The organism is Terrisporobacter hibernicus, assembly GCF_020809405.1.
In the GTDB taxonomy this organism is placed as follows: domain Bacteria; phylum Bacillota; class Clostridia; order Peptostreptococcales; family Peptostreptococcaceae; genus Terrisporobacter; species Terrisporobacter petrolearius.
This window is the reverse complement of record NZ_CP081135.1, coordinates 1,808,492-1,834,504: the sequence shown is the minus strand read 5'-3', so window position 1 is coordinate 1,834,504 and position 26,013 is coordinate 1,808,492. Positions and strand designations below refer to the sequence as shown.

At 31.6% G+C, this 26,013-nt stretch carries 24 protein-coding genes and 2 other annotated features; all 24 genes read left to right on the top strand.

What is annotated here, in order from left to right:
* Nucleotide 1: 1 nt before the first annotated feature.
* The 24 genes from disA to rpsG all read left to right on the top strand — a co-directional run bounded on the left by disA (nt 2) and on the right by rpsG (nt 26,003).
* Nucleotides 2-1,072 carry a DNA integrity scanning diadenylate cyclase DisA gene (gene disA, locus JW646_RS08930; RefSeq protein WP_334302574.1) on the top strand — a complete coding sequence of 357 codons (1,071 nt, stop codon included), beginning with the start codon at nt 2-4 and terminating at the stop codon, nt 1,070-1,072.
* A 77-nt stretch (nt 1,073-1,149) separates the two neighbouring features.
* The gene (locus tag JW646_RS08925) at nt 1,150-2,250 is read left to right on the top strand and encodes a PIN/TRAM domain-containing protein (RefSeq protein WP_074920404.1); all 1,101 of its coding nucleotides are present in this window, start codon (nt 1,150-1,152) and stop codon (nt 2,248-2,250) included.
* 77 nt (nt 2,251-2,327) lie between these two features.
* Nucleotides 2,328-3,008, top strand: a complete 681-nt coding sequence (gene ispD / locus JW646_RS08920; protein ID WP_228417300.1) for a 2-C-methyl-D-erythritol 4-phosphate cytidylyltransferase — start codon at nt 2,328-2,330, stop codon at nt 3,006-3,008.
* A 21-nt stretch (nt 3,009-3,029) separates the two neighbouring features.
* A complete protein-coding gene (ispF, locus tag JW646_RS08915) occupies nt 3,030-3,503 on the top strand; it encodes a 2-C-methyl-D-erythritol 2,4-cyclodiphosphate synthase (RefSeq protein ID WP_228417299.1) in 474 nt (157 codons plus the stop codon).
* Nucleotides 3,504-3,730: 227 nt separating this feature from the next.
* Nucleotides 3,731-3,944 (top strand) — a binding site (T-box leader).
* Nucleotides 3,945-4,047: 103 nt separating this feature from the next.
* Entirely contained in the window at nt 4,048-5,760 is a 1,713-nt protein-coding gene (locus JW646_RS08910; protein WP_228417298.1) for a proline--tRNA ligase, read from the top strand.
* Between the two features lie 24 nt (nt 5,761-5,784).
* Entirely contained in the window at nt 5,785-7,269 is a 1,485-nt protein-coding gene (gene gltX / locus JW646_RS08905; protein ID WP_228417297.1) for a glutamate--tRNA ligase, read from the top strand.
* A 287-nt stretch (nt 7,270-7,556) separates the two neighbouring features.
* A complete protein-coding gene (gene cysS / locus JW646_RS08900; protein ID WP_228417296.1) occupies nt 7,557-8,954 on the top strand; it encodes a cysteine--tRNA ligase in 1,398 nt (465 codons plus the stop codon).
* A 1-nt stretch (nt 8,955) separates the two neighbouring features.
* Complete coding sequence (locus JW646_RS08895) at nt 8,956-9,351, top strand: Mini-ribonuclease 3 (protein WP_074920398.1); 396 nt, start codon at nt 8,956-8,958, stop codon at nt 9,349-9,351.
* Between the two features lie 153 nt (nt 9,352-9,504).
* Nucleotides 9,505-10,263, top strand: a complete 759-nt coding sequence (gene thyX, locus JW646_RS08890; protein WP_074920397.1) for an FAD-dependent thymidylate synthase — start codon at nt 9,505-9,507, stop codon at nt 10,261-10,263.
* 12 nt (nt 10,264-10,275) lie between these two features.
* Nucleotides 10,276-11,007 (top strand): 23S rRNA (guanosine(2251)-2'-O)-methyltransferase RlmB, encoded by a 732-nt coding sequence (gene rlmB / locus JW646_RS08885; protein ID WP_187359333.1) that lies wholly within the window; start codon nt 10,276-10,278, stop codon nt 11,005-11,007.
* 10 nt (nt 11,008-11,017) lie between these two features.
* The gene (locus JW646_RS08880; RefSeq protein WP_074920395.1) at nt 11,018-11,548 is read left to right on the top strand and encodes an NYN domain-containing protein; all 531 of its coding nucleotides are present in this window, start codon (nt 11,018-11,020) and stop codon (nt 11,546-11,548) included.
* Nucleotides 11,549-11,608: 60 nt separating this feature from the next.
* Entirely contained in the window at nt 11,609-12,256 is a 648-nt protein-coding gene (gene sigH / locus JW646_RS08875) for an RNA polymerase sporulation sigma factor SigH (protein ID WP_018590472.1), read from the top strand.
* 72 nt (nt 12,257-12,328) lie between these two features.
* Complete coding sequence (gene tuf / locus JW646_RS08870) at nt 12,329-13,522, top strand: elongation factor Tu (RefSeq protein ID WP_228417295.1); 1,194 nt, start codon at nt 12,329-12,331, stop codon at nt 13,520-13,522.
* Between the two features lie 224 nt (nt 13,523-13,746).
* On the top strand, nt 13,747-13,896 hold the full coding sequence (gene rpmG / locus JW646_RS08865) for a 50S ribosomal protein L33 (protein WP_018590901.1): 150 nt from the start codon (nt 13,747-13,749) through the stop codon (nt 13,894-13,896).
* Between the two features lie 25 nt (nt 13,897-13,921).
* On the top strand, nt 13,922-14,137 hold the full coding sequence (gene secE / locus JW646_RS08860) for a preprotein translocase subunit SecE (RefSeq protein ID WP_018590902.1): 216 nt from the start codon (nt 13,922-13,924) through the stop codon (nt 14,135-14,137).
* A gap of 18 nt (nt 14,138-14,155) precedes the next feature.
* A complete protein-coding gene (gene nusG, locus JW646_RS08855; RefSeq protein WP_018590903.1) occupies nt 14,156-14,698 on the top strand; it encodes a transcription termination/antitermination protein NusG in 543 nt (180 codons plus the stop codon).
* Nucleotides 14,699-14,733: 35 nt separating this feature from the next.
* Nucleotides 14,734-15,159: a 50S ribosomal protein L11 gene (gene rplK / locus JW646_RS08850; RefSeq protein ID WP_039679387.1), complete on the top strand. Its 426-nt coding sequence runs from the start codon at nt 14,734-14,736 to the stop codon at nt 15,157-15,159.
* Between the two features lie 72 nt (nt 15,160-15,231).
* On the top strand, nt 15,232-15,930 hold the full coding sequence (gene rplA / locus JW646_RS08845; RefSeq protein WP_074920430.1) for a 50S ribosomal protein L1: 699 nt from the start codon (nt 15,232-15,234) through the stop codon (nt 15,928-15,930).
* Nucleotides 15,931-15,993: 63 nt separating this feature from the next.
* Nucleotides 15,994-16,128, top strand: a sequence feature (ribosomal protein L10 leader region).
* 45 nt (nt 16,129-16,173) lie between these two features.
* The gene (gene rplJ, locus JW646_RS08840) at nt 16,174-16,677 is read left to right on the top strand and encodes a 50S ribosomal protein L10 (RefSeq protein WP_074920431.1); all 504 of its coding nucleotides are present in this window, start codon (nt 16,174-16,176) and stop codon (nt 16,675-16,677) included.
* A gap of 76 nt (nt 16,678-16,753) precedes the next feature.
* On the top strand, nt 16,754-17,116 hold the full coding sequence (gene rplL / locus JW646_RS08835) for a 50S ribosomal protein L7/L12 (protein ID WP_074920432.1): 363 nt from the start codon (nt 16,754-16,756) through the stop codon (nt 17,114-17,116).
* A gap of 345 nt (nt 17,117-17,461) precedes the next feature.
* Nucleotides 17,462-21,160 carry a DNA-directed RNA polymerase subunit beta gene (gene rpoB / locus JW646_RS08830; protein WP_074920433.1) on the top strand — a complete coding sequence of 1,233 codons (3,699 nt, stop codon included), beginning with the start codon at nt 17,462-17,464 and terminating at the stop codon, nt 21,158-21,160.
* Between the two features lie 39 nt (nt 21,161-21,199).
* Nucleotides 21,200-24,685 (top strand): DNA-directed RNA polymerase subunit beta', encoded by a 3,486-nt coding sequence (gene rpoC / locus JW646_RS08825; protein ID WP_074920434.1) that lies wholly within the window; start codon nt 21,200-21,202, stop codon nt 24,683-24,685.
* A gap of 290 nt (nt 24,686-24,975) precedes the next feature.
* Nucleotides 24,976-25,398: a 30S ribosomal protein S12 gene (gene rpsL, locus JW646_RS08820; RefSeq protein ID WP_074920435.1), complete on the top strand. Its 423-nt coding sequence runs from the start codon at nt 24,976-24,978 to the stop codon at nt 25,396-25,398.
* A 134-nt stretch (nt 25,399-25,532) separates the two neighbouring features.
* A complete protein-coding gene (gene rpsG, locus JW646_RS08815) occupies nt 25,533-26,003 on the top strand; it encodes a 30S ribosomal protein S7 (RefSeq protein ID WP_018590911.1) in 471 nt (156 codons plus the stop codon).
* The last annotated feature ends 10 nt before the right edge of the window (nt 26,004-26,013 follow it).

Genomic DNA, 26,013 nt, shown 5'->3' with positions numbered 1-26,013 from the left:
TATCGATAATATTATGGATAATAAAAACTTACTTCATGCACTTAGAAAAATATCACCAGGAACTCCTCTTAGACAAGGACTTGATAATGTGCTTAGAGCTAAGACTGGTGGACTTATAGTATTGGCAAATGATGATGAAATATCTGAAATAGTAGATGGTGGTTTTAAAATAGATGCAGACTATTCTCCAGCATATTTGTATGAATTGGCTAAAATGGATGGTGCTATAGTTTTAAGTGATGATGTAAAGACAATATTATTGGCAAATGCACAGTTAATACCTGACTACTCAATACAAACATCAGAAACTGGAACTAGACATAGAACAGCAGAAAGAGTAGCCAAGCAAACTGGTGCTATAGTAATATCTATTTCTCAAAGAAGAAATATAATTACTGTATACAGGGGAGAACAAAAATATGTAGTAGAAGAAATCTCAAAAATATTTAATAAGGCTAATCAAGCTTTACAAACATTAGAAAAGTATAAATCAGTTTTAGATCAAGCTATTTTAAATCTTAATTCATTTGAATTTAAAGATATGGTTACTATCTATGAAGTAGCACTAGTAGTTCAAAAAATAGAAATGGTTATGAGAATAATAACTGTAATTGAAAAGTATGTAATTGAGCTAGGTGAAGAAGGTACACTAGTAAGAATGCAGTTAGAAGAATTAATGGGAACTACAAAAAAAGATAGAATGATGATTTATATGGATTATAAAAAAGATAATGTAGAGTTAAAAGAAATTCAAAGAAAGATGAAAAGTTTGACAGATGATGAATTACTTGACTTAGTGAAAGTATCAAAAATCTTAGGCTACTCAGGCATAACTGAAAGTATGGATATGGAGATTAGACCAAAAGGATATAGAGTTTTAAATAAAATTCATAGGTTACCAAGTGCAATTATAGAGAATATTATTAATTATTTCGATGACTTTAAAAGTATTCAAGCAGCTTCAATTGAGGATTTAGATGAAGTTGAAGGAATAGGTGAAATAAGAGCAACTTATATAAAAAATGGACTTATAAAGATGGAAAGAATGGCATCGTTAGATATGCAAATATAATGTAATTTTAAGAAAAAATTAATAAAAAATTCATATATATGATGTATCATATAAATCACACTATAGGGGGTGAAGTTTTGATAAGCAAAATAATAAGAATTTTAATATCTTTTTTAGGAGCTATACTAGGAACAACTTCATATTTAAGTTTAGAAAAATTCTTTCCACAACTTAGTTTTGGAATAGAGAATGTATATTTAGTAGGTTTAGTAGCAGGGCTATTAGTAGGGATACTTTTCTACTTAATAAGTCCATGGTTTTTCAACAAAGTAAGAAGATTTGTAAAAATTTTAGATACAGAAATTTCTAAATATCCACAAACAGATATATTATTAGGAGTCGTAGGATTAATTGTAGGTCTTGTTATAGCGTATTTAATAGTAGGTGGATTATTTGGATCAATTTCAGGAATGCCTTTAATCAAAACGATTTTATCTATAATAATCTACATATTTATGGGTTATATAGGTATAAAAATAACTTTGAAAAGTAGAGAAGATTTATTTAATATTAGTAAATTAAGTAGATTATCTTCAAGTTTAGGAAAAGATAAGTCAGGCAAAAAAGACAATACTATAAAATCAATACCACCAAAAGTATTAGACACTAGCGTAATAATAGATGGTAGAATAGCAGATATATGTAGAACAGGTTTTGTAGAAGGAAAACTTATTATACCTAAGTTTGTTTTAAATGAATTACAACATATTGCGGATTCATCTGATGATTTAAAAAGAGTTAGAGGAAGAAGAGGCCTAGACATACTTAATATAATTCAAAAAGAATTAGATATAGAAGTTGAAATAACTGAAAAAGACTTTGATGATATACCAGAAGTTGATAGTAAACTTCTTAAGCTTGCTCAAGTAATGAATGGAAAAGTCGTGACAAATGATTATAACCTAAATAAAGTAGCTCAGTTCCAAGGGGTGGAAGTCTTAAACATAAATGAACTTGCTAATGCTGTTAAGCCTGTTGCAATACCAGGAGAAGAAATGGTAGCTCAAGTTGTAAAAGAAGGTAAAGAGTCTAACCAGGGAGTAGCTTACTTAGATGATGGAACAATGATAGTTGTAGAAGGTGGAAGAAAACATATTGGTGAAACAATAAATGTATTAGTTACATCGGTACTTCAGACTTCTGCAGGAAGAATGATATTTGGAAAACCTAAGAATTAATATAAAAGGCCTTCTATGACTAGAAGGTCTTTTTAACTTATTAGAATAAATTAATGAGTAATAAGAAGAGGTGAAACATGAATAGTGTAATTATTGTTAGTGCCGGCAGAGGAAGCCGAATGAAAGCTGATATAAATAAGCAATTTTTAAAAATAAGAGGAAAAGAAGTAATAGCCCATACTATAGATAAATTTTATGAAAATAAAAATATTGGAGAGATAATTATAGTAGTTAGAAAAGATGAAGAAGAATTTTTCCAAGGAAATATTATAAATAAATATGGATATAAAAATATAAAGGTTGCTCTTGGTGGAAAAGAAAGGCAAGATTCTGTATATAATGGATTAAAGAATGTGGATGAAAAATGTGAGACAGTCTTAATTCATGATGGAGCAAGACCTTTTGTAACTAATGAAATTATAGAAAAATCTATAAATTGTGCGAAAGAATACAATAGTGCAATAGTAGGGGTTCCTGTTAAAGATACTATAAAAATAGTAAATGAAAATAACGAGGTGTCCGACACTCCAAATAGAAGTACACTATGGTCAATTCAAACACCACAAGTTTTTGATTATTCACTTATTATAAGAGCTCATGAAAAAGCTAAACATGATAAATATTATGGAACTGATGATTCTATGTTAATAGAATATTTAGGACATAATGTTAAAGTAGTAGAGGGTTGTTATAATAATATAAAGATAACTACTCCTGAAGATTTAAAAATAGCCGAAGAAATTTTAAAAGAAAATTAATATAAAAAGGAGAAAATTTAGATGAGAATAGGCTTAGGATATGACGTACACAAACTTGTTGAAGGAAGACCTTTGATCATAGGTGGAGTAAATGTTCCACATGAAAAGGGACTTCTTGGACATTCTGATGCAGACGTATTGATTCATGCTATAATGGATGGCATGCTAGGAGCTCTGGCTTTAGGTGATATAGGTAAACATTTCCCAGATACAGACGAAAAATATAAGGGTGCGAATAGTATGAAACTTCTAGAATGTGTTAATCATTTAATAAATGAAAAAGGATATGAAATAAATAATATAGACAGTATAATAGTAGCTCAAAGTCCTAAGATGGCTCCATATATAGAACAAATGAGACGAAATATTGCAACAGTACTAAATACAGATATAGATAATATTAGTGTGAAAGCAACTACGGAGGAAGGCCTTGGATTTACGGGTGAAAAACAAGGCATTTCATCTCAAAGTATTTGTTTACTGAATAAAAAATAATAAGCTTAAATAAAATAGAAAAAAATTAGCACAAAAACTTTTTATAAATAGTATATTAGTATTATTTACTGGATATAATAATTTTCATATAGAAAAATATAAGAAACATAAAATTATTTTGAAATATACACTAAAATTATAATAATATTATTTGAAACTTGAAGTTGACAATAAAAATGAAATGCTATATCATTAAATTATTATATTTTAAAACAACTTAAGTAAGACTAAAAACAACAATAAAGAAATAGTAAAAAATGAAATCTTTACAGAGAGGGAACATTGGTGAGAGTTCCTAAGAGGAAGTTTTTGAACCAGTCTTTTAGTATAAAAACGGTAAAAAGTTTTTACGGGTCAGGACCGTTACATCCTTTGAGAGAATCATAAACTATTATGATTAATTAGAGTGGTACCGCGGAAAGTCAGCCTTTCGTCTCTATTTTTAGAGATGAAGGGCTTTTTTATATTTTAAAGAAATTATAATTTCTCAAAATGCGCATAGCAAGCTGCATATTAAAAAATATATTTCAGGAGGTAATTTAATATGAGAATGTCAAGAATGTTTATACCAACATTAAAAGAAGTTCCAGCTGATGCAGAGATAACAAGTCATCAGTTAATGTTAAGATCAGGAATGATTAAAAAAATGTCTTCAGGACTTTATAATCATTTACCACTAGGACTAAGAGTATTTAGGAAAATAAGCGATATAATAAGAGAAGAAATGAATGCAAAAGATGCTAATGAAATATTCTGTACAGGTATAATACCTGCTGAATTATGGCAAGAGTCTGGTAGATGGGATGCTATGGGACCAGAAATGTTTAGATTACAAGATAGAACTGGAAAAGATTACTGTCTTGGACCAACACATGAAGAAGTATTTACGGACATAATAAGACAAGAAATAAAATCTTACAAAGACCTTCCAGTAAATTTATATCAAATACAAGCAAAATACAGAGATGAAAGAAGACCAAGATTTGGAGTTATGAGAACTAAAACATTTTTAATGAAGGATGCTTATAGTTTTGATATCGATGAAGCAGGACTAGACAAATCATACCAAGATATGTTTGATGCATATACAAAAATATTTGCTAGATGTGGTCTTGATAATTCACCAGTTCAAGCAGACTCAGGAGCTATAGGTGGAGCTTTCTCGGCAGAATTCATGGTTAAATCAGAAGTTGGGGAAGATGAAATAGTATTCTGTAAGGAATGTGATTATGCAGCTAATATAGAAAAAGCTGAATCAGTAAATCATAAACCATGCAAAGAAGAAATGCTAGAGTTAGAAGAAGTTTATACTCCAGAAGTAAAAACAATAGAAGAATTACAAAACTTTATGAATACAGATGCAAGTAAATGTGCTAAAACTTTAATATTTGATGCAGACGGAAAATCTGTAGCAGTAGTTGTTAGAGGAGACAGGGATGTTAACGATACTAAAGTTGCTAATGCTATAGGTGGAGTTATAGAAATGGATATGGCAAGTGCAGAAATGGTTAAAACAGTTACTGGTGCTGAAACAGGATTTGCTGGACCAATAGGAATAAAAGCAGATTATTTATTCATAGACCAAGAAGTTGTAGACCAATCTAACTTAATAGTTGGTGCTAACAAAACCGAATATCATATAAAAAATGCTAATTACGGAAGAGATTTCCAAGGTATAGTAGGAGATTTCAGATCAGTACAACATGGAGATAAATGTACTAAGTGTGGTGGAGAACTAGAAATAATGAGAGGTGTTGAAGTTGGTCACATCTTCAAATTAGGAACTAAGTACTCTGAATCAATGAACTGTACTTTTGTAGACAAAGAAGGAAAATCACACCCAATACAAATGGGATGTTACGGAATAGGTGTTGAAAGAACAGCTGCAGCTATAATAGAACAACACTATGATGAAAATGGTATAAAGTGGCCTTTATCAGTAGCACCATATCATGTTATAGTTGTACCAGTAAACATGAAAAAAGAAGAGCAAGTAGAAAATTCAGAAAAAATCTACAAACAATTAGAATCAATAGGTGTTGAAACTATATTAGACGATAGAGATGAAAGACCAGGATTCAAATTCAAAGATGCAGAACTAATAGGTATACCAATGAGAATTACAGTTGGTAAAGATATAGTAGACGGAAAAGTTGAATTTGTATTAAGAGAAACTGGTGAAAAAGAATTAATAGCTTTAGAAGATATAGAAGCTAGAGTTAGAGAAGAATTCAAAAAAAATAATGTAAGATTATAATAGGTTAGTTTTAGGAGGCAAAAGATGAGTAATGTTAGAGTAAGATTTGCTCCAAGTCCTACAGGATTTGTTCATATAGGTAGTTTAAGAACGGCTCTTTATAACTATTTATTCGCTAAAAAAATGGGTGGTGAATACATATTAAGAGTTGAAGATACTGACAGAACAAGACTTGTTGATGGTGCAATAGAAAATATGCTAAATGCTATGAAATGGGCTGGCGTAAATCACACAGAAGGTGTTATGTTAGACGACAATGGAAATGTGGTTCAAAAAGGTGATTATGGACCATACATCCAATCTGAAAGATTAGACATATATCAAAAATATATTCAAGAGCTTTTAGATAACGGTAAAGCTTACTACTGTTTCTGTACAAAAGAAAGATTAGATGAAGTAAGAGAAAAACAAAGAGAATCAGGAGAAACTGCTAAATATGATGGTCATTGTAGAGACCTTTCTAAAGAAGAAGTTGAAGCTAAAATAGCAGCAGGTGAGCCTTATGTTATAAGACTTAGATTACCAGAAAATCATGTTATAAAATTTATGGATGGTGTTAGAGGAGAAACTGAGTTTAATACAAATGATTTAGATGATCAAGTTTTAATAAAAACTGATGGTTTCCCAACATACCACTTTGCTGTTGTAGTTGATGACCACTTAATGGGTATTACTCATGTAATAAGAGGGGAAGAATGGGTTTCTTCAACTCCAAAACATGTTTATTTATATGAAGCATTTGGATGGGAAGCTCCAACATTTGTACACTTACCAAACATACTTAATAAAGAAAAGAAAAAATTAAGTAAGAGACAAGGTGACGTTGCAGTAGAAGACTTCAAACAAAAAGGATATTTACCGGAAGGATTAGTTAACTATGTTGCACTAGTTGGTTGGTCTCCAGAAGAAAATCAAGAAATATTCTCTATGGAAGAACTTGAACAAGCTTTTTCTATAGAAAGAGTTTCTAAGAGTGGTGGAGTATTTGATACAGAAAAATTAAACTGGGTTAACCAACACTACATGAAAGATGGAGATGACGAAGTTTTAACTAACTTAGCTATACCATTCTTAGTAGAATCTGGTTTTGTAACAGAGGAAGAAACTAAAGAAAAATATGATTTCTTAAAAGGAATGGTTTCAGTTCTTAAAGAAAAATTACAATATGTAAAAGAAATAACTGATCATGCTTCAATATTCTTTGGAGATAAAGTTGAATTAGAAACTGAAGAATGTAGAGATTTCTTAAAATTAGAGCATATACCTACTTTAGTAGAGGCTTTAATAGAAAAATTATCTAACATGGAAGTTTTAGATGAAGCTGCTGCAAAAGCTATGCTTAAAGAAATACAAAAAGAGCATGGAATAAAAGGTAAAAACTTATTCATGGGATCAAGAATAAGTTTAACAGGACAAATGCATGGTCCAGATCTTAACAAGATAATGGAAGTTATCGGAAAAGATACTTGCTTAAATAGATTAGCTTATGTAAAAAACAACATATTATAAATAAATAAGAATTGCTATCAAAAAGGTAGCAATTCTTTTGCTTTAATTTAACAAAAGTTGAAGAATAGGTTTTTTATAAAGAGTTAATTATGTATAATAATATAGTAGAGCAAAATTATTAGAAAATATTTGTATTTTCTTTGGATTATGTGAGCAAAATTAAAGTTAGAAACAAAATAAACAAGGGTATAATAATATCATTACCCTTAAAAAAACAAATTTATTTATAGAATAATATTTTAAATACATAATAAAAAGGAAACTAAATAGAAAGGAGAGATGGGAAAATGAAACTATTTAATACCATGACAAGGGCAAAAGAAGAGTTTAAACCATTAGAAGAAGGAAAGGTTAAAATGTATGTTTGTGGTCCTACAGTATATAACTACATTCATGTAGGTAATGCTAGACCATTTATAATTTTTGATACATTAAGAAGATATTTAGAATATAGAGGATATGACGTAACTTATGTTCAAAACTTTACAGATGTAGATGATAAAATCATAAAAAGAGGTCATGAAGAAAATATAGCACCAGAAGAAGTTGCTAAAAAATATATAGAAGAATATTTTGTAGATGCAGATGGACTTGGAGTGAAAAGAGCAACTGTACATCCACAAGTTACAGAAAATATAGAGGAAATAATTGAGTTTGTTAAAGAATTAGAGGAAAAAGGATATGCATATGCAGTAAATGGAGATGTATATTTTGATACTCAAAAATTCAATGGCTATGGAAAACTTTCTGGTATAAAACAAGAAGAATTAGAAGCTGGTTCAAGAATAGAAGTAAATGACCAAAAAAGACATCCAATGGATTTCGTTTTATGGAAATCAAAAAAAGAAGGTGAACCAGGATGGATGAGTCCATGGGGAGAAGGTAGACCAGGATGGCATATAGAATGTTCTGTTATGTCTCGTAGATATTTAGGAGATACTATAGATATACACGCTGGAGGACAAGATCTAAAATTCCCTCATCATGAAAATGAAATCGCACAAAGTGAGGCTAGAAGTGGAAAGACTTTTTCAAACTACTGGATGCACAATGAATATATCAACATTAATAATGAAAAGATGAGTAAGTCAAAAGGGAATTTCTTCACAGTAAGAGATATATCAAAATTATATGATTTAGAGATAGTTAGATTTTTCATGCTATCAACTCATTATAGAAATCCAATCAACTTTAGTGATGAAATATTAAATCAATCTAAAGCTGGACTTGAAAGATTATACAATGCTAAGGAAAGATTAGAATTTATAATAAGTAAATTAAACAATGATGCTGAAAATACTGAAGAATTAAAACTAGAGGAAGAATTAAGCTCATTTAGACAAAGGTTTATAGAAGCTATGGATGACGATTTAAACACAGCTGACGCTGTAAGTGTAATATTTGAATTAGCTAAATTTATGAACTCTAATGTAAACGAAAACTCAACTAAAGAATTTGCTAACAAGGTTTTAGCTGAGTTTAATGAATTAACTAGTGTACTAAATGTTGTAAACAAAAAACAAGAAGATATACTAGACGAAGAAATAGAAAAATTAATAGAAGCAAGAACAAACGCTAAGAAAAATAAAGATTTTAAATTAGCTGATCAAATAAGAGATGAATTATTAGAAAAAGGTATTGTACTTGAAGACACAAGACAAGGAGTTAAATGGAGAAGAGCATAAAATGGATAAAACACAACTAGTAACAATGTCACCCTTGGTATTGGCTTATTTAGGAGATACAGTATATGAATCTTATATAAGAGAATATTTAATAAGAGACAACTGTAATAAAAAAGTTAATGATTTACACAAAACTGCAATTAAATATTCAAATGCAAAGGCTCAAGCATCCATAATACATGGAATGGTTGAAGAATTTACAGAAGAAGAAAATAGAATATACAAAAGAGGAAGAAATCAAAAGTCTCATACATCTCCTAAAAATGCAGATATTATAGATTATAAATGTGCAACTGGATTTGAAGCTCTAGTGGGATACCTATATTTAAAAGAAGACAAAGAAAGACTGGAATATATAGTGTATAAAGGGATTTCTATAATAGAAAGTAATATGTAATAAAAAAGTATTGCCATTTGAGCAATACTTTTTTATTTAGTTGGCAAACCTATTGGAATAAGGAGAATTATATACCATTTTTTAAAATATTCCGTAAACTATATGTTAATATAGTATAATATATTTATAACAATAGAACTAGGAGGTAAATTAATGAAAGTAAAACTATTAGCACATACTCCACAGCCTGAAAAAGTTATAGCTATGGCAGCTAAGCTTTGCTATTCTCCAGTAGGAGTAGATGAAATTGAAGAAAATTTAAGTGATGAAAGCGTAGAAAAGTTTTTAAATGTGTTGATTAATATGGGACATGAATCTCCGTTAGAACATGTAACATTTACATTTGGGATAGAAGGAATATCTAGAAGTTGTTCTCACCAAATAGTAAGACATAGAATAGCTAGTTTTTCTCAGCAAAGTCAAAGGTATGTTAAGCTAGATCAGTTTGAGTACATTATTCCTCCACAAATTGCAAAAATAGAAGAAGCTAAAAAAATATTTATTCAGTCTATGAAAAAGGACCAAGAAGATTATGATAAATTAGTTGATATACTATTTGAAAAAAATTATAAGAAATTAATAGAAGAAGGTAAAAACGAAAAAGAAGCTAAATCTCAAGGTGAAAAAATAGCCATTGAGGATGCTAGATATGTGTTTCCTAATGCTTGTGAAACTAAAATGGTATTTACGATAAATACAAGAAGTTTATATAATTTCTTTGACCATAGATGTTGTGAAAGAGCACAATGGGAAATAAGAGAATTAGCAACTGAAATGCTAAAAGAAGTAAAAAAAGTTGCACCAATACTGTTTAAAAATTGTGGTCCTAAATGTGTAAAAGGACCATGTCCAGAAGGAAAAATGAGTTGTGGTGAAATAGTCAGCATAAGGGAAAAATTTAAAAATTTATAGGCGGTGAACCAATTGGCAAATGTAGAGGGAAGAAATCCCGTAATTGAAGTTTTAAAAAGTGACAGACAAATAGATAAAATAATGATCGCAGATGGAGCAAAAGAAGGTTCTATAAAAAAGATAATAGGAATGGCTAAGGACAAAAATGTAGTTGTGCAATATGTTAATAAAAGTAAACTTGATGAAATGAGTACAAGTCATGCACATCAAGGTGTGATAGCTATTGTAAGTGAGTATGAATATTATGAGTTAGAAGAATTAATAGAAAAAGCAAAAAGTACAAATGAAGATATGTTCTTTATAATATTAGATGAAATTACTGATCCACATAATTTAGGTACTATAATTAGAACAGCAGATGCTGTTGGAGCTCATGGAGTTATAATACCAAAAAGAAGATCTGTACATATTACTCCTGTTGTTGCTAAAGCATCAGCTGGAGCTGTGGAATATGTACCTGTTTGTAAAGTAACCAATATAGTTAATACAATAAAAAGATTAAAAGAAGAAGGTCTTTGGATAGCTGCAGCAGATATGGATGGAGAAGTTTTCTATGAACAAAATCTAACAGGTCCTATTGGATTAGTTATAGGAAGTGAAGGATTTGGTATATCAAGGTTAGTAAAGCAAAATTGTGACTTTACTGTAAAGATGCCGATGACAGGTAATGTAACATCTCTGAATGCTTCTGTAGCAGGAGGAATACTTCTTTATGAAATATTTAGACAGAGAAATAAAGGTTAAAAATTAAAAAATGAGGAGACACAATAGAAACGCTTATTTAATAATAGATGGTTACAATATTATAAACGCATGGGATAATTTAAAAGAAATATCTAAAGATGATTTGGAAGATGCTAGAGAAAAGTTGATTCATTACATTATTGAATATGCACAGTATACTGGGAAAAAAGCAATAATAGTATTTGATGCTTATAATGTGAAAAGTTCTAAAGAAAAAATAGAAGAAAGAAAATATATAACTATAGTTTATACAAAAGAACATCAAACAGCAGATAGTTTCATAGAAAAATACATAAGTTCATTATCAAAGTATGATGATATAGAAGTTGCCACTAGTGATTATGCAGAACAACAAATTGTTTTAGGTAAAGGGGCTTCTAGAATATCAGCAAGAGAGTTAAAACTCTATGTAGACAGTGCAATAGTAAAAATTAAAGAAGAACAAGAAAAACGCCAGCAAAAAATACAGCGAAATTTTTTGGAAGAAAGGCTAGATAAAGATATATTGTCGAAACTTGAGAACATTCGTAGAAAGCATTGAAAACGCTAAGTTTCATAAGCTATAATGTAATTATGAAACTTTTAATTGGGGGAGATTTTAATGTTAGTAGCTAATGATAATGATTACAGGGTCTTAGATAATAACCAGCAGGATGAGTATAATATTGTATTAAAAGCAAGCAATGGGGATAAAATAGCATTAGAATACATTATTACAAAATATAAGAACTTTGTTAAAGCAAAGGCAAAATCCTACTTTTTGGTAGGTGCTGATAAGGAAGATATAATTCAAGAGGGAATGATAGGCCTGTATAAAGCGGTAAGAGACTTTGATGGAAGTAAAACAAATTCATTTAAGTGTTTCGCTGAAATTTGTATTACTAGACAGATAATAACTGCAATTAAAACAGCAACAAGACAAAAACATATACCTCTTAACTCATATGTATCTTTGAATAAACCTATTTATGATGAAGAGTCAGATAGAACTCTTTTGGATATTATAGCAACTAGTATAGTTACTGATCCAGAGGAACTAATAATAAGCAAAGAAGAACTAAGAAACATAGAAAATAAAATGAATGAACTTCTTAGTGATTTAGAGCTTGAAGTACTGGAATTATACCTAAATGGGAAGTCTTATCAATATATTGCGGACAAGCTTGATAGAGATGTAAAATCAATAGATAATGCTCTTCAAAGAGTGAAGAGAAAATTGGAAAAACATCTTGAAAACAGGAATGATTAATAGTAAAATACTTATCATAAGCTTATAGTAAGCATTTTAAATTATATTAAATACAACAGGAGGTATTTTAAAATGGCTAAGGCTAAATTTGAAAGAAATAAACCACACGTTAATATAGGAACAATAGGTCACGTTGACCACGGTAAAACTACATTAACAGCTGCAATAACAAAAACATTATTTGACAGATATCAACTAGGAGAAGCTGTAGATTTCGCTAACATAGATAAAGCTCCAGAAGAAAGAGAAAGAGGAATCACAATATCAACAGCTCACGTTGAATACGAAACTCCAAACAGACACTACGCTCACGTTGACTGCCCAGGACATGCTGACTACGTTAAAAACATGATAACAGGAGCAGCTCAAATGGATGGTGCTATATTAGTTTGTTCAGCAACTGATGGACCAATGCCTCAAACAAGAGAGCATATACTATTATCAAGACAAGTTGGTGTACCATACATAGTAGTATTCTTAAACAAATGCGACATGGTAGACGACGAAGAATTATTAGAGTTAGTTGAAATGGAAGTAAGAGAATTATTAAGCGAGTATGAATTCCCAGGAGATGACACTCCAATAATAAGAGGATCTGCATTAAAAGCATTAGAAGATTCTTCATCAGAGTGGGGAGACAAAATAGTTGAATTATTCGAACAAATAGATGAGTATATACCAGCTCCAGAGAGAGATGTAGATAAGCCATTCTTAATGCCAGTAGAAGACGTATTCTCTATAACAGGAAGAGGAACAGTTGCTACAGGTAGAGTAGAAAGAGGAGTATTAAAAGTACAAGACGAGGTTGAATTAGTTGGATTAACTGAAGAGCCAAGAAAAGTTGTTGTAACTGGTGTAGAAATGTTCAGAAAATTATTAGATAGCGCACAAGCTGGAGATAATATAGGAGCATTATTAAGAGGTGTTCAAAGAGATGATATCGAAAGAGGACAAGTATTAGCTAAGCCAGGTTCAGTTAATGCTCATACAAAGTTCACTGCAGAGATATATGTTCTTAAAAAAGAAGAAGGTGGAAGACATACTCCATTCTTCGATGGATACAGACCACAATTCTACTTCAGAACAACAGACGTAACAGGAGCTTGTAAATTACCAGAAGGAACAGAAATGGTAATGCCTGGAGATAACGTAACTATAGAAGTTGATTTAATAAACTCTATATGTGTTGAAGAAGGACTAAGATTCGCCATCAGAGAAGGTGGAAGAACAGTAGCTTCAGGGGTTGTAGCAACAATAGTAGAATAATCTATAAATAGGTGATTATATATAGAAAAAAAGAGGGGTTAAGACCTCTCTTTTTTTAGCAGTAAACTTACAAAAACATTGACATCAATATAAATTTGTGATAACTTATACAAAGTAATGATTTAAGGAAGGTGATAATATCTAGCGTTAATTTTTAAAATGAATGCTTAAGATATTATTTAACAATATATATTATTGTATTTACAAATTTGGAGGTGTAGCAGATGAGAGTAAAAGTAACTTTAGCTTGTTCAGAATGTAAGCAAAGAAACTACAACACTACAAAAAACAAAAAGAACAATCCAGACAGAATTGAGTTAAACAAATACTGTAAATTCTGTAAGAAACATACTACTCATAAAGAAACAAAATAGTCTTATTTTAAGGATGTGAGTGTGGATGGCAACTCAAGAGAGCCAAAAGGTTAAGAAAAAGTCTGGTTTAGTGGGATATTTAAAAGGCACTAAGCAAGAACTTTCAAGAGTTACATGGTCAACCAAAACAGAATTGCTAAAAAACACAGGTATAGTTTTAGCTACAATTATTTCGTTTACTATATTAGTATGGGGATTAGACACTGTATTATCTGGTGCACTAGGATTAATACTAAAATAGATTAAAAGGAGAAAACAAATGTCAGAGTTACAAGAAGCAAGATGGTATGTTGTTCATACTTATTCAGGACATGAAAACAAAGTTAAAGCTACCATAGAAAAAGCCGTAAAAACAAGAGGCATGGAACAATTCATAACAGATGTGGTTGTACCAACTGAGGATGTAGTGGAAACTACAAAAACAGGAAAAGAAAAAGTTAGACAAAGAAAAATATATCCAAGTTATGTTTTGATCAAAATGATAATAACTGATGAATCTTGGTATATAGTAAGAAATACTAAAGGCGTTACAGGATTTGTAGGCCCTGGATCTAAACCAGTACCACTAAGTGAAGCCGAAGTTGAAGCAATGGGAATTGATTTAACTGTATTTAAAGTAAACGGTCCAGAAGATTTAGAAGTTGGTGAAGTTGTAAAAATTACAACTGGTCCATTTGTAGGTCAAACAGGAACCGTTAAACATGTTGACACAAATAATGACACAGCAAGAATATGTATAGACGCATTTGGCGGAAAAGAAACGCCGCTTGAGATGAGTCTTAAAAACATAGAAAGAATATAATAACGCAATAGAAAATCTGAGGAGGTGCGATCGTAATGGCTAAAAAAGTTATAGGTCAAATAAAATTACAAATACCTGCAGGAAAGGCTACTCCAGCTCCACCAGTTGGTCCAGCATTAGGACAACATGGAGTTAACATAATGGGATTCACTAAAGAATTCAATGCTAAAACTGCAGATCAAGCTGGAATGATAATACCAGTTGTTATAACTGTATATCAAGATAGATCTTTCAGTTTCATAACTAAAACTCCACCAGCTGCAGTATTATTAAAGAAAGCTGCTGGTTTAGACACTGCGTCTGGAGAACCAAACAAAAAGAAAGTTGCAACTTTAACTTCAGCTCAAGTTAGAGAAATAGCTGAATTAAAAATGCCTGACTTAAATGCTGCTTCAGTAGAAGCTGCTATGAGAATGATAGCTGGTACTGCAAGAAGTATGGGTATCGTAGTAGAAGACTAATTTTAGATTAGACACTTCGTATAAGAAGTGGGAGGTTGTAAAACCGTAAATAAACCACAGGAGGAAAATAAAATGGCTAATAAAAGTAAAAAATATGCTCAAGCATTAGCAAAAATAGATAGAACAAAATTATATGACTCAAAAGAAGCTTTAGATTTAGTTGCTGAAATAGCTACAGCTAAATTTGATGAGACTGTAGAAGCTCATATAAAATTAGGTGTTGACGGACGTCATGCTGACCAACAAGTTAGAGGTGCTATAGTATTACCTCATGGAACTGGTAAAACTAAAAAAGTTTTAGTTTTTGCTAAAGGAGAAAAAGCTACTGAAGCTCAAGCTGCAGGTGCTGATTTCGTAGGTGCTGAAGATTTAGTACAAAAAATACAAAAAGAAAACTGGTTTGACTTTGATGTAGTTGTTGCTACTCCAGATATGATGGGTGTAGTTGGTAGATTAGGTAGAGTATTAGGACCAAAAGGTTTAATGCCAAATCCAAAATCAGGAACAGTTACATTTGATGTTACTAAAGCTATAGAAGAAATAAAAGCTGGTAAAGTTGAATACAGATTAGATAAAAATAATATAGTTCACGTTCCAGTAGGAAAAGTATCTTTCGGTGGAGAAAAACTAGCTGAAAACTTTGTGACATTAATGTCTGCTATAGTAAAAGCTAAGCCATCTTCAGCAAAAGGAACTTATTTAAGAAGTGTAACAGTTGCTTCTACAATGGGACCTGGAGTAAAAATAAACGCAGCTAAGATAACTGACTAATTATTGATTAATTATTCCAGTTGACACAAGCTTGCAAAAATGTTAATATAACATTTGTTGATATAAAATTGAATAAATTTGCCGTAGACAGTAGGTGCTTTAGCTTAAATATCCTACCGAGGTTTTAGATAAATGATAATACTAAAGCTTTTATGTGGTCTATGCAATAGATAATATAAAAGCTTTTTATATGATGAATCGCGGCGAATTATAACCTACATGGTGAAGGAGGTGCACATCTAGATGAGAGAAGCTTTACAAATAAAATCACAAGTTGTTGCAGAGATAGTTGAAAAATTACAAAAATCATCTTCTACTATAGTTGTTGATTACAAAGGACTTACAGTTGAAGAAGTTACAGAACTTAGAAAGAAAATGAGAGAAGCTGGTGTTGAATATAAAGTATACAAAAATACTTTAGTAAGAAGAGCAGCTCAAGAAGTTGGAATATCTGAGTTCAATAATGAATTATTAGTAGGAACTAATGCTATAGCATTTGGTTACGAAGATCCAATAGCTCCAGCTAGAGTTATAAAAGAATTTATGGATTCTCATCCAAAAATGAAACTAAAAATGGGTGTTGTTGAAGGCACATTCTACAACGAAGCTCAAATCGTTGAGTTTGCTAACATACCACCAAGAGAAGTTCTTCTTGCTAAGTTACTTGGTAGCTTAAAAGCTCCAATGTCTAACTTTGCTTACTTATTAGACGCGTTAATAAAAGAAAAAGAAGGACAAGAAGCTTAATTGTCAGTTAATTAAAAATTAACAATTATAAAAGATAATAATAAAAAATTAGAAAATAATTTCGGAGGTGCGAAAAATGACAATAGAACAAATATTAGAAGCTATAGAGCAAATGAAAGTTACAGAATTAAATGAATTAGTAAAAGCTGCAGAAGAAAAATTCGGTGTATCTGCTTCTGCTCCAGTAATGGTTGCTGGTGCTGCTGGTGGTGCTGCTGCTGAAGAAAAAACTGAATTTGATATAGTATTAGCTAGTGCTGGTGCATCAAAAGTTAAAGTTATAAAAGCAGTTAGAGAAATAACAGGATTAGGATTAAAAGAAGCTAAAGAATTAGTTGACAATGCTCCTAAAACATTAAAAGAAGGAGTTTCTAAAGAAGAAGCTGAAGAAATGAAAGCTAAATTAGAAGAAACTGGAGCTTCTGTAGAAGTTAAATAATTATAATATAGTTATTAAAAGCTAATAATAAAAATATAAAAGGCATCTTAGTTAGATGCCTTTTTTTAAGCTAAAAATGAAATGATAAACTAGAGAATAGAAAGTAGATGTAAAATTACTTCTGTTTTCTATTCTCTAGTTTGGAAATTTTTTAAAAAACTAGAATTATTGTTTGATTTTTTGAGCATAATAAATAATGCATATTTTGTGAATAGAATTTTAATACATAAAATTAAAAAGATTGGGCAATAAGAATATTGAAATTTAGTCAGATTTGTGGTATAATTCCTAGATGCGTTAGAATCACAATGGTTTTATTTTTAATTATTGAGAGGTGAAAAGTGAATGCCATACCCTGTCACGATAGGTAAGAGAACTAGAATGAGCTTTTCTAAAATAAAAGAAATAGCTGATTTACCAAATCTTATAGAAATACAAGTCGATTCCTATAAGTGGTTTTTAGAAGAAGGTTTAAAAGAAGTATTTGAGGACATTTCTCCAATAGAAGACTACACGGGAAATTTAATATTAGAATTCGTAGATTACTCTTTAGACGAAAAACCAAAATACGATATAGAAGAGTGTAAAGAAAGAGATGCTACATATCATGCACCTCTAAATGTAAAAGTAAGACTTATAAATAAAGAGACTGGAGAAATTAAGGAACAAAAGGTCTTTATGGGAGATTTTCCTCTTATGACAGATAGAGGAACTTTTGTTATTAATGGAGCGGAAAGAGTTATAGTAAGTCAACTAGTTAGATCTCCTGGTGTATACTATGCACTTGATAGAGATATGAAAACTGGTAAAAAACTGATATCTTCAACTGTTATACCAAATAGAGGAGCATGGTTAGAATACGAAACTGATACTAATGATGTTATCTATGTAAGAGTTGATAGAACAAGAAAGCAACCTGTAACAGTTCTTTTAAGAGCATTAGGTATAGGAACAGACGAAGAAATAAAAGAGCTATTAGGTGAAGATGAAAGATTACTAGCTACATTAGACAAGGACAATACTAATTCAGTAGAATCAGGTTTAGTTGAAATTTATAAAAAATTAAGACCAGGTGAACCACCTACTGTAGAGAGTGCATCATCATTAATTAATGCTTTATTCTTTGATGCAAAAAGATATGACTTAGCAAAAGTAGGAAGATATAAATTCAATAAGAAATTAGCATTAGCTTATAGAATAATGAACAGAATATCTTGCGAAGACATAATAAATCCTGAAACAGGAGAAGTTTTCGTAAAAGATGGAGAAAAAATATCTTACGAAAAAGCTTGGGAGATACAAAATTCAGGCATAAACGTTGTTAGCGTTTTAGCTGAAGAAGACAAAAAGGTTAAAGTAATAGGAAATAATTTTGTAGACATCAAGTCTCATATTAAATTTGATATAGATGATTTAAAAATCAAAGAAAAAGTACATTACCCAACATTAAAAGAAATTTTAGCTGAATGTACTACAGAAGAAGAAATAAAAGAAGCTTTAAGAATAAGAATGAGAGAATTAATACCAAAGCATATCTTATTAGACGATATTATAGCATCTATAAATTATCAATTTAATCTATTCTCTGATGTTGGAACTATAGATGATATAGACCACTTAGGAAATAGAAGAATAAGATCTGTTGGTGAATTATTACAAAATCAAGTGAGAATTGGTCTTTCAAGAATGGAAAGAGTTATAAGAGAAAGAATGACTGTACAAGACATGGAATCTATAACTCCGCAAGCACTAGTGAATATAAGACCTGTTTCAGCTGCGATTAAAGAATTCTTTGGTAGCTCTCAGTTATCTCAGTTCATGGATCAAACAAATCCATTGTCAGAATTAACTCATAAGAGAAGATTATCAGCATTAGGACCAGGTGGACTTTCAAGAGAAAGAGCTGGATTCGAAGTGCGTGACGTTCATCATTCTCATTACGGTAGAATGTGTCCTATTGAGACTCCAGAAGGACCAAATATCGGTCTTATAAACTCTCTAGGAACTTATGCTAAAATAAATGAATATGGATTTATAGAATCTCCTTACAGAAAATATGATAAGGAAGCTGGCAGAATAACAGATGAAATTCAATATTTAACTGCTGACGAAGAAGATATATTTGTAAGAGCTCAAGCAAATGAGCCATTAAAAGATAATGGTGAGTTTGTAAACAATAGAGTAGTTTGTAGAACAGTTAATGGTACTGTTGAATTACTTCCTGCTAATAGAGTAGACTTCATGGATATATCTCCAAAACAAGTTGTTTCTATAGCTACAGCGATGATACCATTCCTTGAAAATGATGACGCCAACCGTGCCCTAATGGGATCAAACATGCAGCGTCAAGCCGTGCCTCTTGTAAGAAGAGAAGCACCAATCATAGGAACTGGTTGTGAGTATAGAGCAGCAAAAGACTCAGGAGCAGTTGTGGTAGCTAAACATTCTGGTATAGCGGAAAGAGTTACTGCAGATGAAATAATAATAAAAAGAGAAGATGGAAATAAAGACAAGTATAAACTACTTAAATTCAAAAGATCTAACTCTGGTACATGTGTTAACCAAACTCCTATCATAAGCAAAAATGATATGATAGAAGCTGGTGATGTTATAGCAGATGGTCCAGCAACAGACCTAGGAGAAGTAGCTTTAGGAAGAAACTGCCTAATAGCCTTCATGACTTGGGAAGGATACAACTATGAGGATGCTGTTTTAATAAATGAAAGACTTGTTAAAGAAGATAGATTGTCAACAATTCATATCGAAGAATATGAATGTGAAGCAAGAGATACTAAACTAGGACCAGAAGAAATCACTAGAGATATACCAAACGTATCTGAGAATGCAATTAAGAACTTAGATGAAAGAGGTATAATCAGAATAGGTGCTGAGGTAGATTCAGGAGATATATTAGTTGGTAAAGTAACTCCAAAAGGAGAAACAGAGCTTACTGCTGAAGAAAGATTACTTCGTGCAATATTCGGAGAAAAAGCAAGAGAAGTTAGAGATACATCTCTTAAGGTTCCTCATGGAGAATCTGGTATAATAGTTGATATAAAAGTATTTACAAGAGAAAATGGCGATGACTTATCACCAGGTGTAAACGAAAGTGTAAGATGCTACATCGCTAAGAAAAGAAAAATAAAAGTCGGAGATAAAATGGCCGGACGTCATGGTAATAAAGGGGTTATCTCAAGAGTATTACCAGAAGAAGATATGCCATTTATGGAAGACGGAACACCTATGGATATAGTACTGAATCCACAAGGTATACCATCTCGTATGAACATCGGTCAGGTTCTTGAAATGCACTTAGGACTTGCAGCTAAGAAATTAGGATGGCATGTTGCAACATCAGTATTTGATGGAGCTAATGAGTATGATATTCAAGATGCTCTTGAAGAAGCTGGATATTCAAGAGATGGAAAATTAACTTTATTTGATGGTAGAACAGGTGAATCATTTGATAACAGGATAACTGTTGGATATATGTACTACTTAAAACTTCACCATCTAGTAGATGATAAGTTACATGCAAGAAGTACAGGACCATACTCACTAGTTACTCAACAACCACTTGGTGGTAAAGCACAATTTGGTGGGCAAAGATTCGGTGAGATGGAGGTTTGGGCATTGGAAGCATACGGTGCATCTCACATCCTACAAGAAATACTTACTGTTAAATCAGATGATGTTGTTGGTCGTGTTAGAACTTACGAAGCTATAGTTAAAGGTGAAAACATACCTGAACCAGGTATACCAGAATCATTTAAAGTATTAATAAAAGAACTTCAATCTTTATGTTTAGATGTAAAAATATTATCAGAAGAAGATGAAGAATTAGAAGTTAAAGAAAATGTTGACTTCGATGAACCAGAAAGTGATTTTGAAGGTTCAGTAGTTAGTGATGATACTGATGTTCAAGAAAATCACATGATAGAAGAAATAGAAGTTGAAGAAGATGAAGATGAAGAATTATTAGATGATATGAATTACGATGATTTTGACTACAGTAATGATGAGAACGATGATTATAAAGTGTAGTTTTATAAAATAAATATCAAATAGAAGGGAGAGAACTCCTTGTTTGAATTAAACAATTTCGAGTCGATTAAAATAGGATTAGCTTCTCCAGAAAGAATAAGAGAATGGTCTTATGGTGAAGTGAAAAAACCAGAAACGATAAACTACCGTACTTTAAAGCCAGAGAAAGACGGTTTATTCTGTGAAAGAATATTTGGACCACAAAAAGACTGGGAATGTCATTGTGGTAAATACAGAAGAGTTAGATATAAAGGTGTAATATGTGACAGATGTGGTGTTGAAGTCACTAAATCTAAAGTAAGAAGATCTAGAATGGGACATATAGAGCTTGCTGCTCCTATGTCTCACATCTGGTACTTCAAAGGAATACCAAGTAGAATGGGTCTTTTACTTGATATGTCACCTAGATCACTAGAAAAAATATTATATTTCGCTTCTTATGTTGTTATTAATCCAGGAGAAACAGGATTAAATGAAAAAGAGTTAATAAACGAAGATAAGTTTAGAACTGTTTACAGAGAACATGGAAACACTTTTGAAGTTGGAATGGGTGCAGAAGCTGTTAAGAAACTTTTACAAAATATAGACTTAGAAAAAGAGTCTAAAATGTTAAGAGATGACTTAAAAGACAGTACTGGACAAAAAAGAGTAAGAACAATAAGAAGATTAGAAGTTGTTGAAGCATTCAGAAAATCTGGTAATAAGCCAGAATGGATGATATTAGATGCTATTCCAGTAATTCCACCAGACTTAAGACCGATGGTTCAATTAGATGGGGGTAGATTTGCAACTTCTGATTTAAATGACTTATATAGAAGAGTTATAAATAGAAATAACAGACTTAAAAGATTATTAGAACTTGGAGCTCCTGATATCATCGTTAGAAATGAAAAGAGAATGCTTCAAGAAGCAGTAGATGCTCTAATAGACAATGGTAGAAGGGGAAGACCGGTAACTGGGCCTGGTAATAGACCACTTAAGTCTTTATCAGATATGTTAAAAGGTAAGCAAGGACGTTTCCGTCAAAACTTACTTGGAAAACGTGTTGACTATTCAGGACGTTCTGTTATCGTTGTTGGACCAGAGCTTAAATTCTATCAATGTGGTCTTCCAAGAAAAATGGCACTTGAATTATTCAAACCATTTGTAATGGATAGATTAGTTAAAGAAGGTTATGCGCACAATATTAAGAGTGCCAAATCTATAGTTGAAAAAGTAAAACCAGAAGTATGGGATGTACTTGAAGATGTAATCAAGAGTCACCCAGTTTTACTTAACCGTGCACCGACACTACACAGATTAGGTATACAAGCATTTGAGCCAATATTAGTTGAAGGAAAAGCAATCAAGTTACATCCACTTGTATGTACGGCATATAATGCTGACTTCGATGGTGACCAAATGGCGGTTCACGTTCCTTTATCTGTGGAAGCGCAAGCAGAAGCAAGATTCTTAATGCTTTCTGTAAATAATATACTTGCGCCTAAAGATGGTTCTCCTATAACTACTCCATCTCAAGATATGGTTCTAGGAAGTTATTATTTAACAATAGAATCACAAGGTGGAGAAAAAGGAACAGGAAGTATATTTAAAGACTACAATGAATTATTAATGGCTTACGAAACTAAAGCTGTTGAATTACATGCTACTGTTAAAGTAAGAACAGCGTTCCCAGATGGAACGACAGGATTAATAGAAAGTACTGTAGGTAGATTTATATTCAATGAAAATATGCCTCAGGACTTAGGATTTGTAGATAGAAATGTAGATAAATTCAAATTAGAAATAGATTTCTTAGTTGATAAAAAGGCATTAGGCAAAATAATAGAGAAATGCTTTAGAAGACATGGTAATACAAAAACTGCAGAAGTTCTAGACCACATAAAAGCTTTAGGATTTAAATATTCTACAGTTGGTGGTATAACAGTTGCTGTTGCAGATATGAAAGTACCAAAAGAAAAAGCAGAATATATAGCTGCTGCTGAAAAACAAGTTGATAAGTTTGAAAAAGCTTACGGAAGAGGACTTATATCTAACGAAGAAAGATATGAGAAAGTTATAGAAACTTGGACTGAAACTACAAATAAAGTAACTGACGCACTTATGAACGGACTTGAAAGAATGAACAACATTTTTATAATGGCCCATTCAGGAGCCAGAGGGTCTAAGAATCAGATAAGACAGTTAGCTGGTATGCGTGGTCTTATGGCCAATGCATCTGGTAAAACAGTAGAAATCCCAGTTAAATCTAACTTCCGTGAAGGGTTATCAGTTATGGAATACTTTATATCATCACATGGTGCTAGAAAAGGACTTTCGGATACAGCTCTTCGTACAGCCGATTCAGGATACTTAACAAGAAGACTTGTTGACGTTTCTCAAGATGTTATAGTTAGAGATTATGATTGTGGAACTACTGACACTTCAACAATCGTAGCTATAAAGGAAGGTAACGAGGTTATTGAAGAAATCTATGACAGAATAGTAGGAAGATATACTATAGATCCTATAGTAAATCCTAATACTGGTAAAGTTATAGTGGAAGCTGATGCTATGATAATGGAAGAACAAGCTGAAGAGATGGTAGCAGCAGGGATAGAAGAAGTTCAAATAAGAACTGTTCTTAACTGTAAAACTAGACACGGTGTTTGTTCAAAATGTTATGGTAGAAACTTAGCTACTGGAAAAGAAGTTAATATAGGTGAAGCTATAGGTATAATAGCCGCTCAATCAATCGGTGAACCTGGTACACAGCTTACAATGCGTACATTCCATACAGGTGGGGTTGCCGGTGGAGATATAACTCAGGGTCTTCCGAGGGTTGAAGAGTTATTTGAAGCAAGAAAACCTAAAGGTTTAGCTGTAATAGCTGAAATAGATGGTAGAGTTGAAATAGATGAAACAGGTAAGAGAAAAGAAATAATAGTTATACCACATGAAGGTGAAAAACAAGTTTACGCAATAGCTTATAACTCTAGATTAAGAGTTAAACAAGGTCAAATGGTTAAAGCAGGAGATGCTTTAACACAAGGTTCTATAAATCCACACGATATCGTAAGAGTTAAAGGTATAGGTGGAGTTCAAGAATATATAGTTAAAGAGGTTCAAAGAGTTTATAGACTTCAAGGGGTTGACGTTAACGACAAGCATATAGAAGTTATAGTAAGACAAATGTTGTCTAAAGTTAAGGTTGAAGATCCGGGAGATACAGATTTATTACCAGGTGGTTATGAAGATGTATTAACATTTGAAAAATGTAATGATGAAGCTATAGTTAATGGACTAAGACCAGCAACAGCTAAGAGAGTATTACTTGGAATAACTAAAGCCTCTCTTGCTACAGAATCGTTCCTATCAGCTGCTTCATTCCAAGAAACTACAAGGGTTTTAACTGAAGCTGCAATAAAAGGAAAAGAAGACCACTTAATAGGACTAAAAGAGAATGTTATATTAGGAAAGTTGATTCCAGCAGGAACAGGAATGAAAAAATATAGAAATATAGCCGTTGAAAAGATAGAAGAATAATACAAAAATGCAAATTAAAGAGTTCTTGACATCGGTTGACGGTGATGTTAAAATGTAAAAGTGTGAAATTTAAAAGTTTACTTAAACCACTGGTTTTTAGTAAACTTTTAAATAAGCATTTATATATAATTAAAGAACTATAAGTACCAAACTATTAAATGTTGCCCTATATTTATAGTGGTTTTTTATTACATTTTATAGTGACAAGCTATTACAAAATCAGTATGAATTCATATTGATTTAGTTGGCGATCATTTAAGATCGAAAATATTGAAAAGGAGGTGCAGATGATGCCAACAATTAACCAATTAGTTCGTAAAAGTAGAAAAGCGATAGAAAAGAAATCTACTGCTCCAGCATTACAAAAAGGGTTCAACTCTTTACACAAAAAATCTACTGATGCTAGTGCTCCACAAAAAAGAGGAGTTTGTACTTCAGTAAAAACAGTTACTCCTAAGAAACCTAACTCAGCTTTAAGAAAAGTTGCGAGAGTTAGATTAACTAATGGTATAGAGGTTTCTGCTTATATACCAGGAGAAGGACACAACTTACAAGAACATAGTGTTGTTCTTATAAGAGGAGGAAGAGTAAAAGACCTTCCAGGGGTTAGATACCATATATTAAGAGGTACATTAGATACTGCAGGTGTTGATAAGAGAATGCAATCAAGATCTAAATATGGTGCTAAGAAACCTAAAGCTGCAAAAAAATAGATTCTAAACTAAACAATAAAATGACAATATTATAGTGCGGTGCTTTAAATATATATTCGTATTTATGGCATCACGGCATTTTATTATGTCGAGTACCTATGATTTAAGATTTAATAATTAAGGAGGGAAGCAAAATGCCAAGAAAAGGTAATGTTCCAAAAAGAGAAGTTTTACCAGATCCAATGTATGGAAGTAAAGTGGTAAGTAAATTAATAAACAATTTAATGATAGATGGAAAAAAAGGAAAAGCTCAAACAATCGTGTATGATGCTTTTGCTATAGTTGCTGAAAAAACTGGAGAAGATGCTTTAGAAGTATTCAATAAAGCTATGGATAACGTAATGCCAGTTTTAGAAGTTAAAGCGAGAAGAGTTGGTGGAGCTAACTACCAAGTTCCAATAGAAGTTAGACCAGAGAGAAGACAAACTTTAGGTTTAAGATGGTTAGTAAACTATACTAGAGCTCGTGGTGAAAAAGGTATGGTTGAAAAACTTGCTAAAGAAATAATGGATGCAGCTAATAATACTGGTGCATCAGTTAAGAAGAGAGAAGATACTCATAAAATGGCAGAAGCTAATAAAGCATTTGCTCATTACAGATTCTAATTTTATACAA

Bases quoted from the DNA above. Each gene is read 5' to 3' on its own strand.
- ispD (WP_228417300.1), top strand. From the start codon at position 2,328: ATGAATAGTGTAATTATTGTTAGTGCCGGCAGAGGAAGCCGAATGAAA.
- ispF (WP_228417299.1), top strand. From the start codon at position 3,030: ATGAGAATAGGCTTAGGATATGACGTACACAAACTTGTTGAAGGAAGA.
- JW646_RS08910 (WP_228417298.1), top strand. From the start codon at position 4,048: ATGAGAATGTCAAGAATGTTTATACCAACATTAAAAGAAGTTCCAGCT.
- gltX (WP_228417297.1), top strand. From the start codon at position 5,785: ATGAGTAATGTTAGAGTAAGATTTGCTCCAAGTCCTACAGGATTTGTT.
- cysS (WP_228417296.1), top strand. From the start codon at position 7,557: ATGAAACTATTTAATACCATGACAAGGGCAAAAGAAGAGTTTAAACCA.
- JW646_RS08895 (WP_074920398.1), top strand. From the start codon at position 8,956: ATGGATAAAACACAACTAGTAACAATGTCACCCTTGGTATTGGCTTAT.
- thyX (WP_074920397.1), top strand. From the start codon at position 9,505: ATGAAAGTAAAACTATTAGCACATACTCCACAGCCTGAAAAAGTTATA.
- JW646_RS08880 (WP_074920395.1), top strand. From the start codon at position 11,018: ATGAGGAGACACAATAGAAACGCTTATTTAATAATAGATGGTTACAAT.
- sigH (WP_018590472.1), top strand. From the start codon at position 11,609: ATGTTAGTAGCTAATGATAATGATTACAGGGTCTTAGATAATAACCAG.
- tuf (WP_228417295.1), top strand. From the start codon at position 12,329: ATGGCTAAGGCTAAATTTGAAAGAAATAAACCACACGTTAATATAGGA.
- rpmG (WP_018590901.1), top strand. From the start codon at position 13,747: ATGAGAGTAAAAGTAACTTTAGCTTGTTCAGAATGTAAGCAAAGAAAC.
- secE (WP_018590902.1), top strand. From the start codon at position 13,922: ATGGCAACTCAAGAGAGCCAAAAGGTTAAGAAAAAGTCTGGTTTAGTG.
- nusG (WP_018590903.1), top strand. From the start codon at position 14,156: ATGTCAGAGTTACAAGAAGCAAGATGGTATGTTGTTCATACTTATTCA.
- rplK (WP_039679387.1), top strand. From the start codon at position 14,734: ATGGCTAAAAAAGTTATAGGTCAAATAAAATTACAAATACCTGCAGGA.
- rplA (WP_074920430.1), top strand. From the start codon at position 15,232: ATGGCTAATAAAAGTAAAAAATATGCTCAAGCATTAGCAAAAATAGAT.
- rplJ (WP_074920431.1), top strand. From the start codon at position 16,174: ATGAGAGAAGCTTTACAAATAAAATCACAAGTTGTTGCAGAGATAGTT.
- rplL (WP_074920432.1), top strand. From the start codon at position 16,754: ATGACAATAGAACAAATATTAGAAGCTATAGAGCAAATGAAAGTTACA.
- rpoB (WP_074920433.1), top strand. From the start codon at position 17,462: ATGCCATACCCTGTCACGATAGGTAAGAGAACTAGAATGAGCTTTTCT.
- rpsL (WP_074920435.1), top strand. From the start codon at position 24,976: ATGCCAACAATTAACCAATTAGTTCGTAAAAGTAGAAAAGCGATAGAA.
- rpsG (WP_018590911.1), top strand. From the start codon at position 25,533: ATGCCAAGAAAAGGTAATGTTCCAAAAAGAGAAGTTTTACCAGATCCA.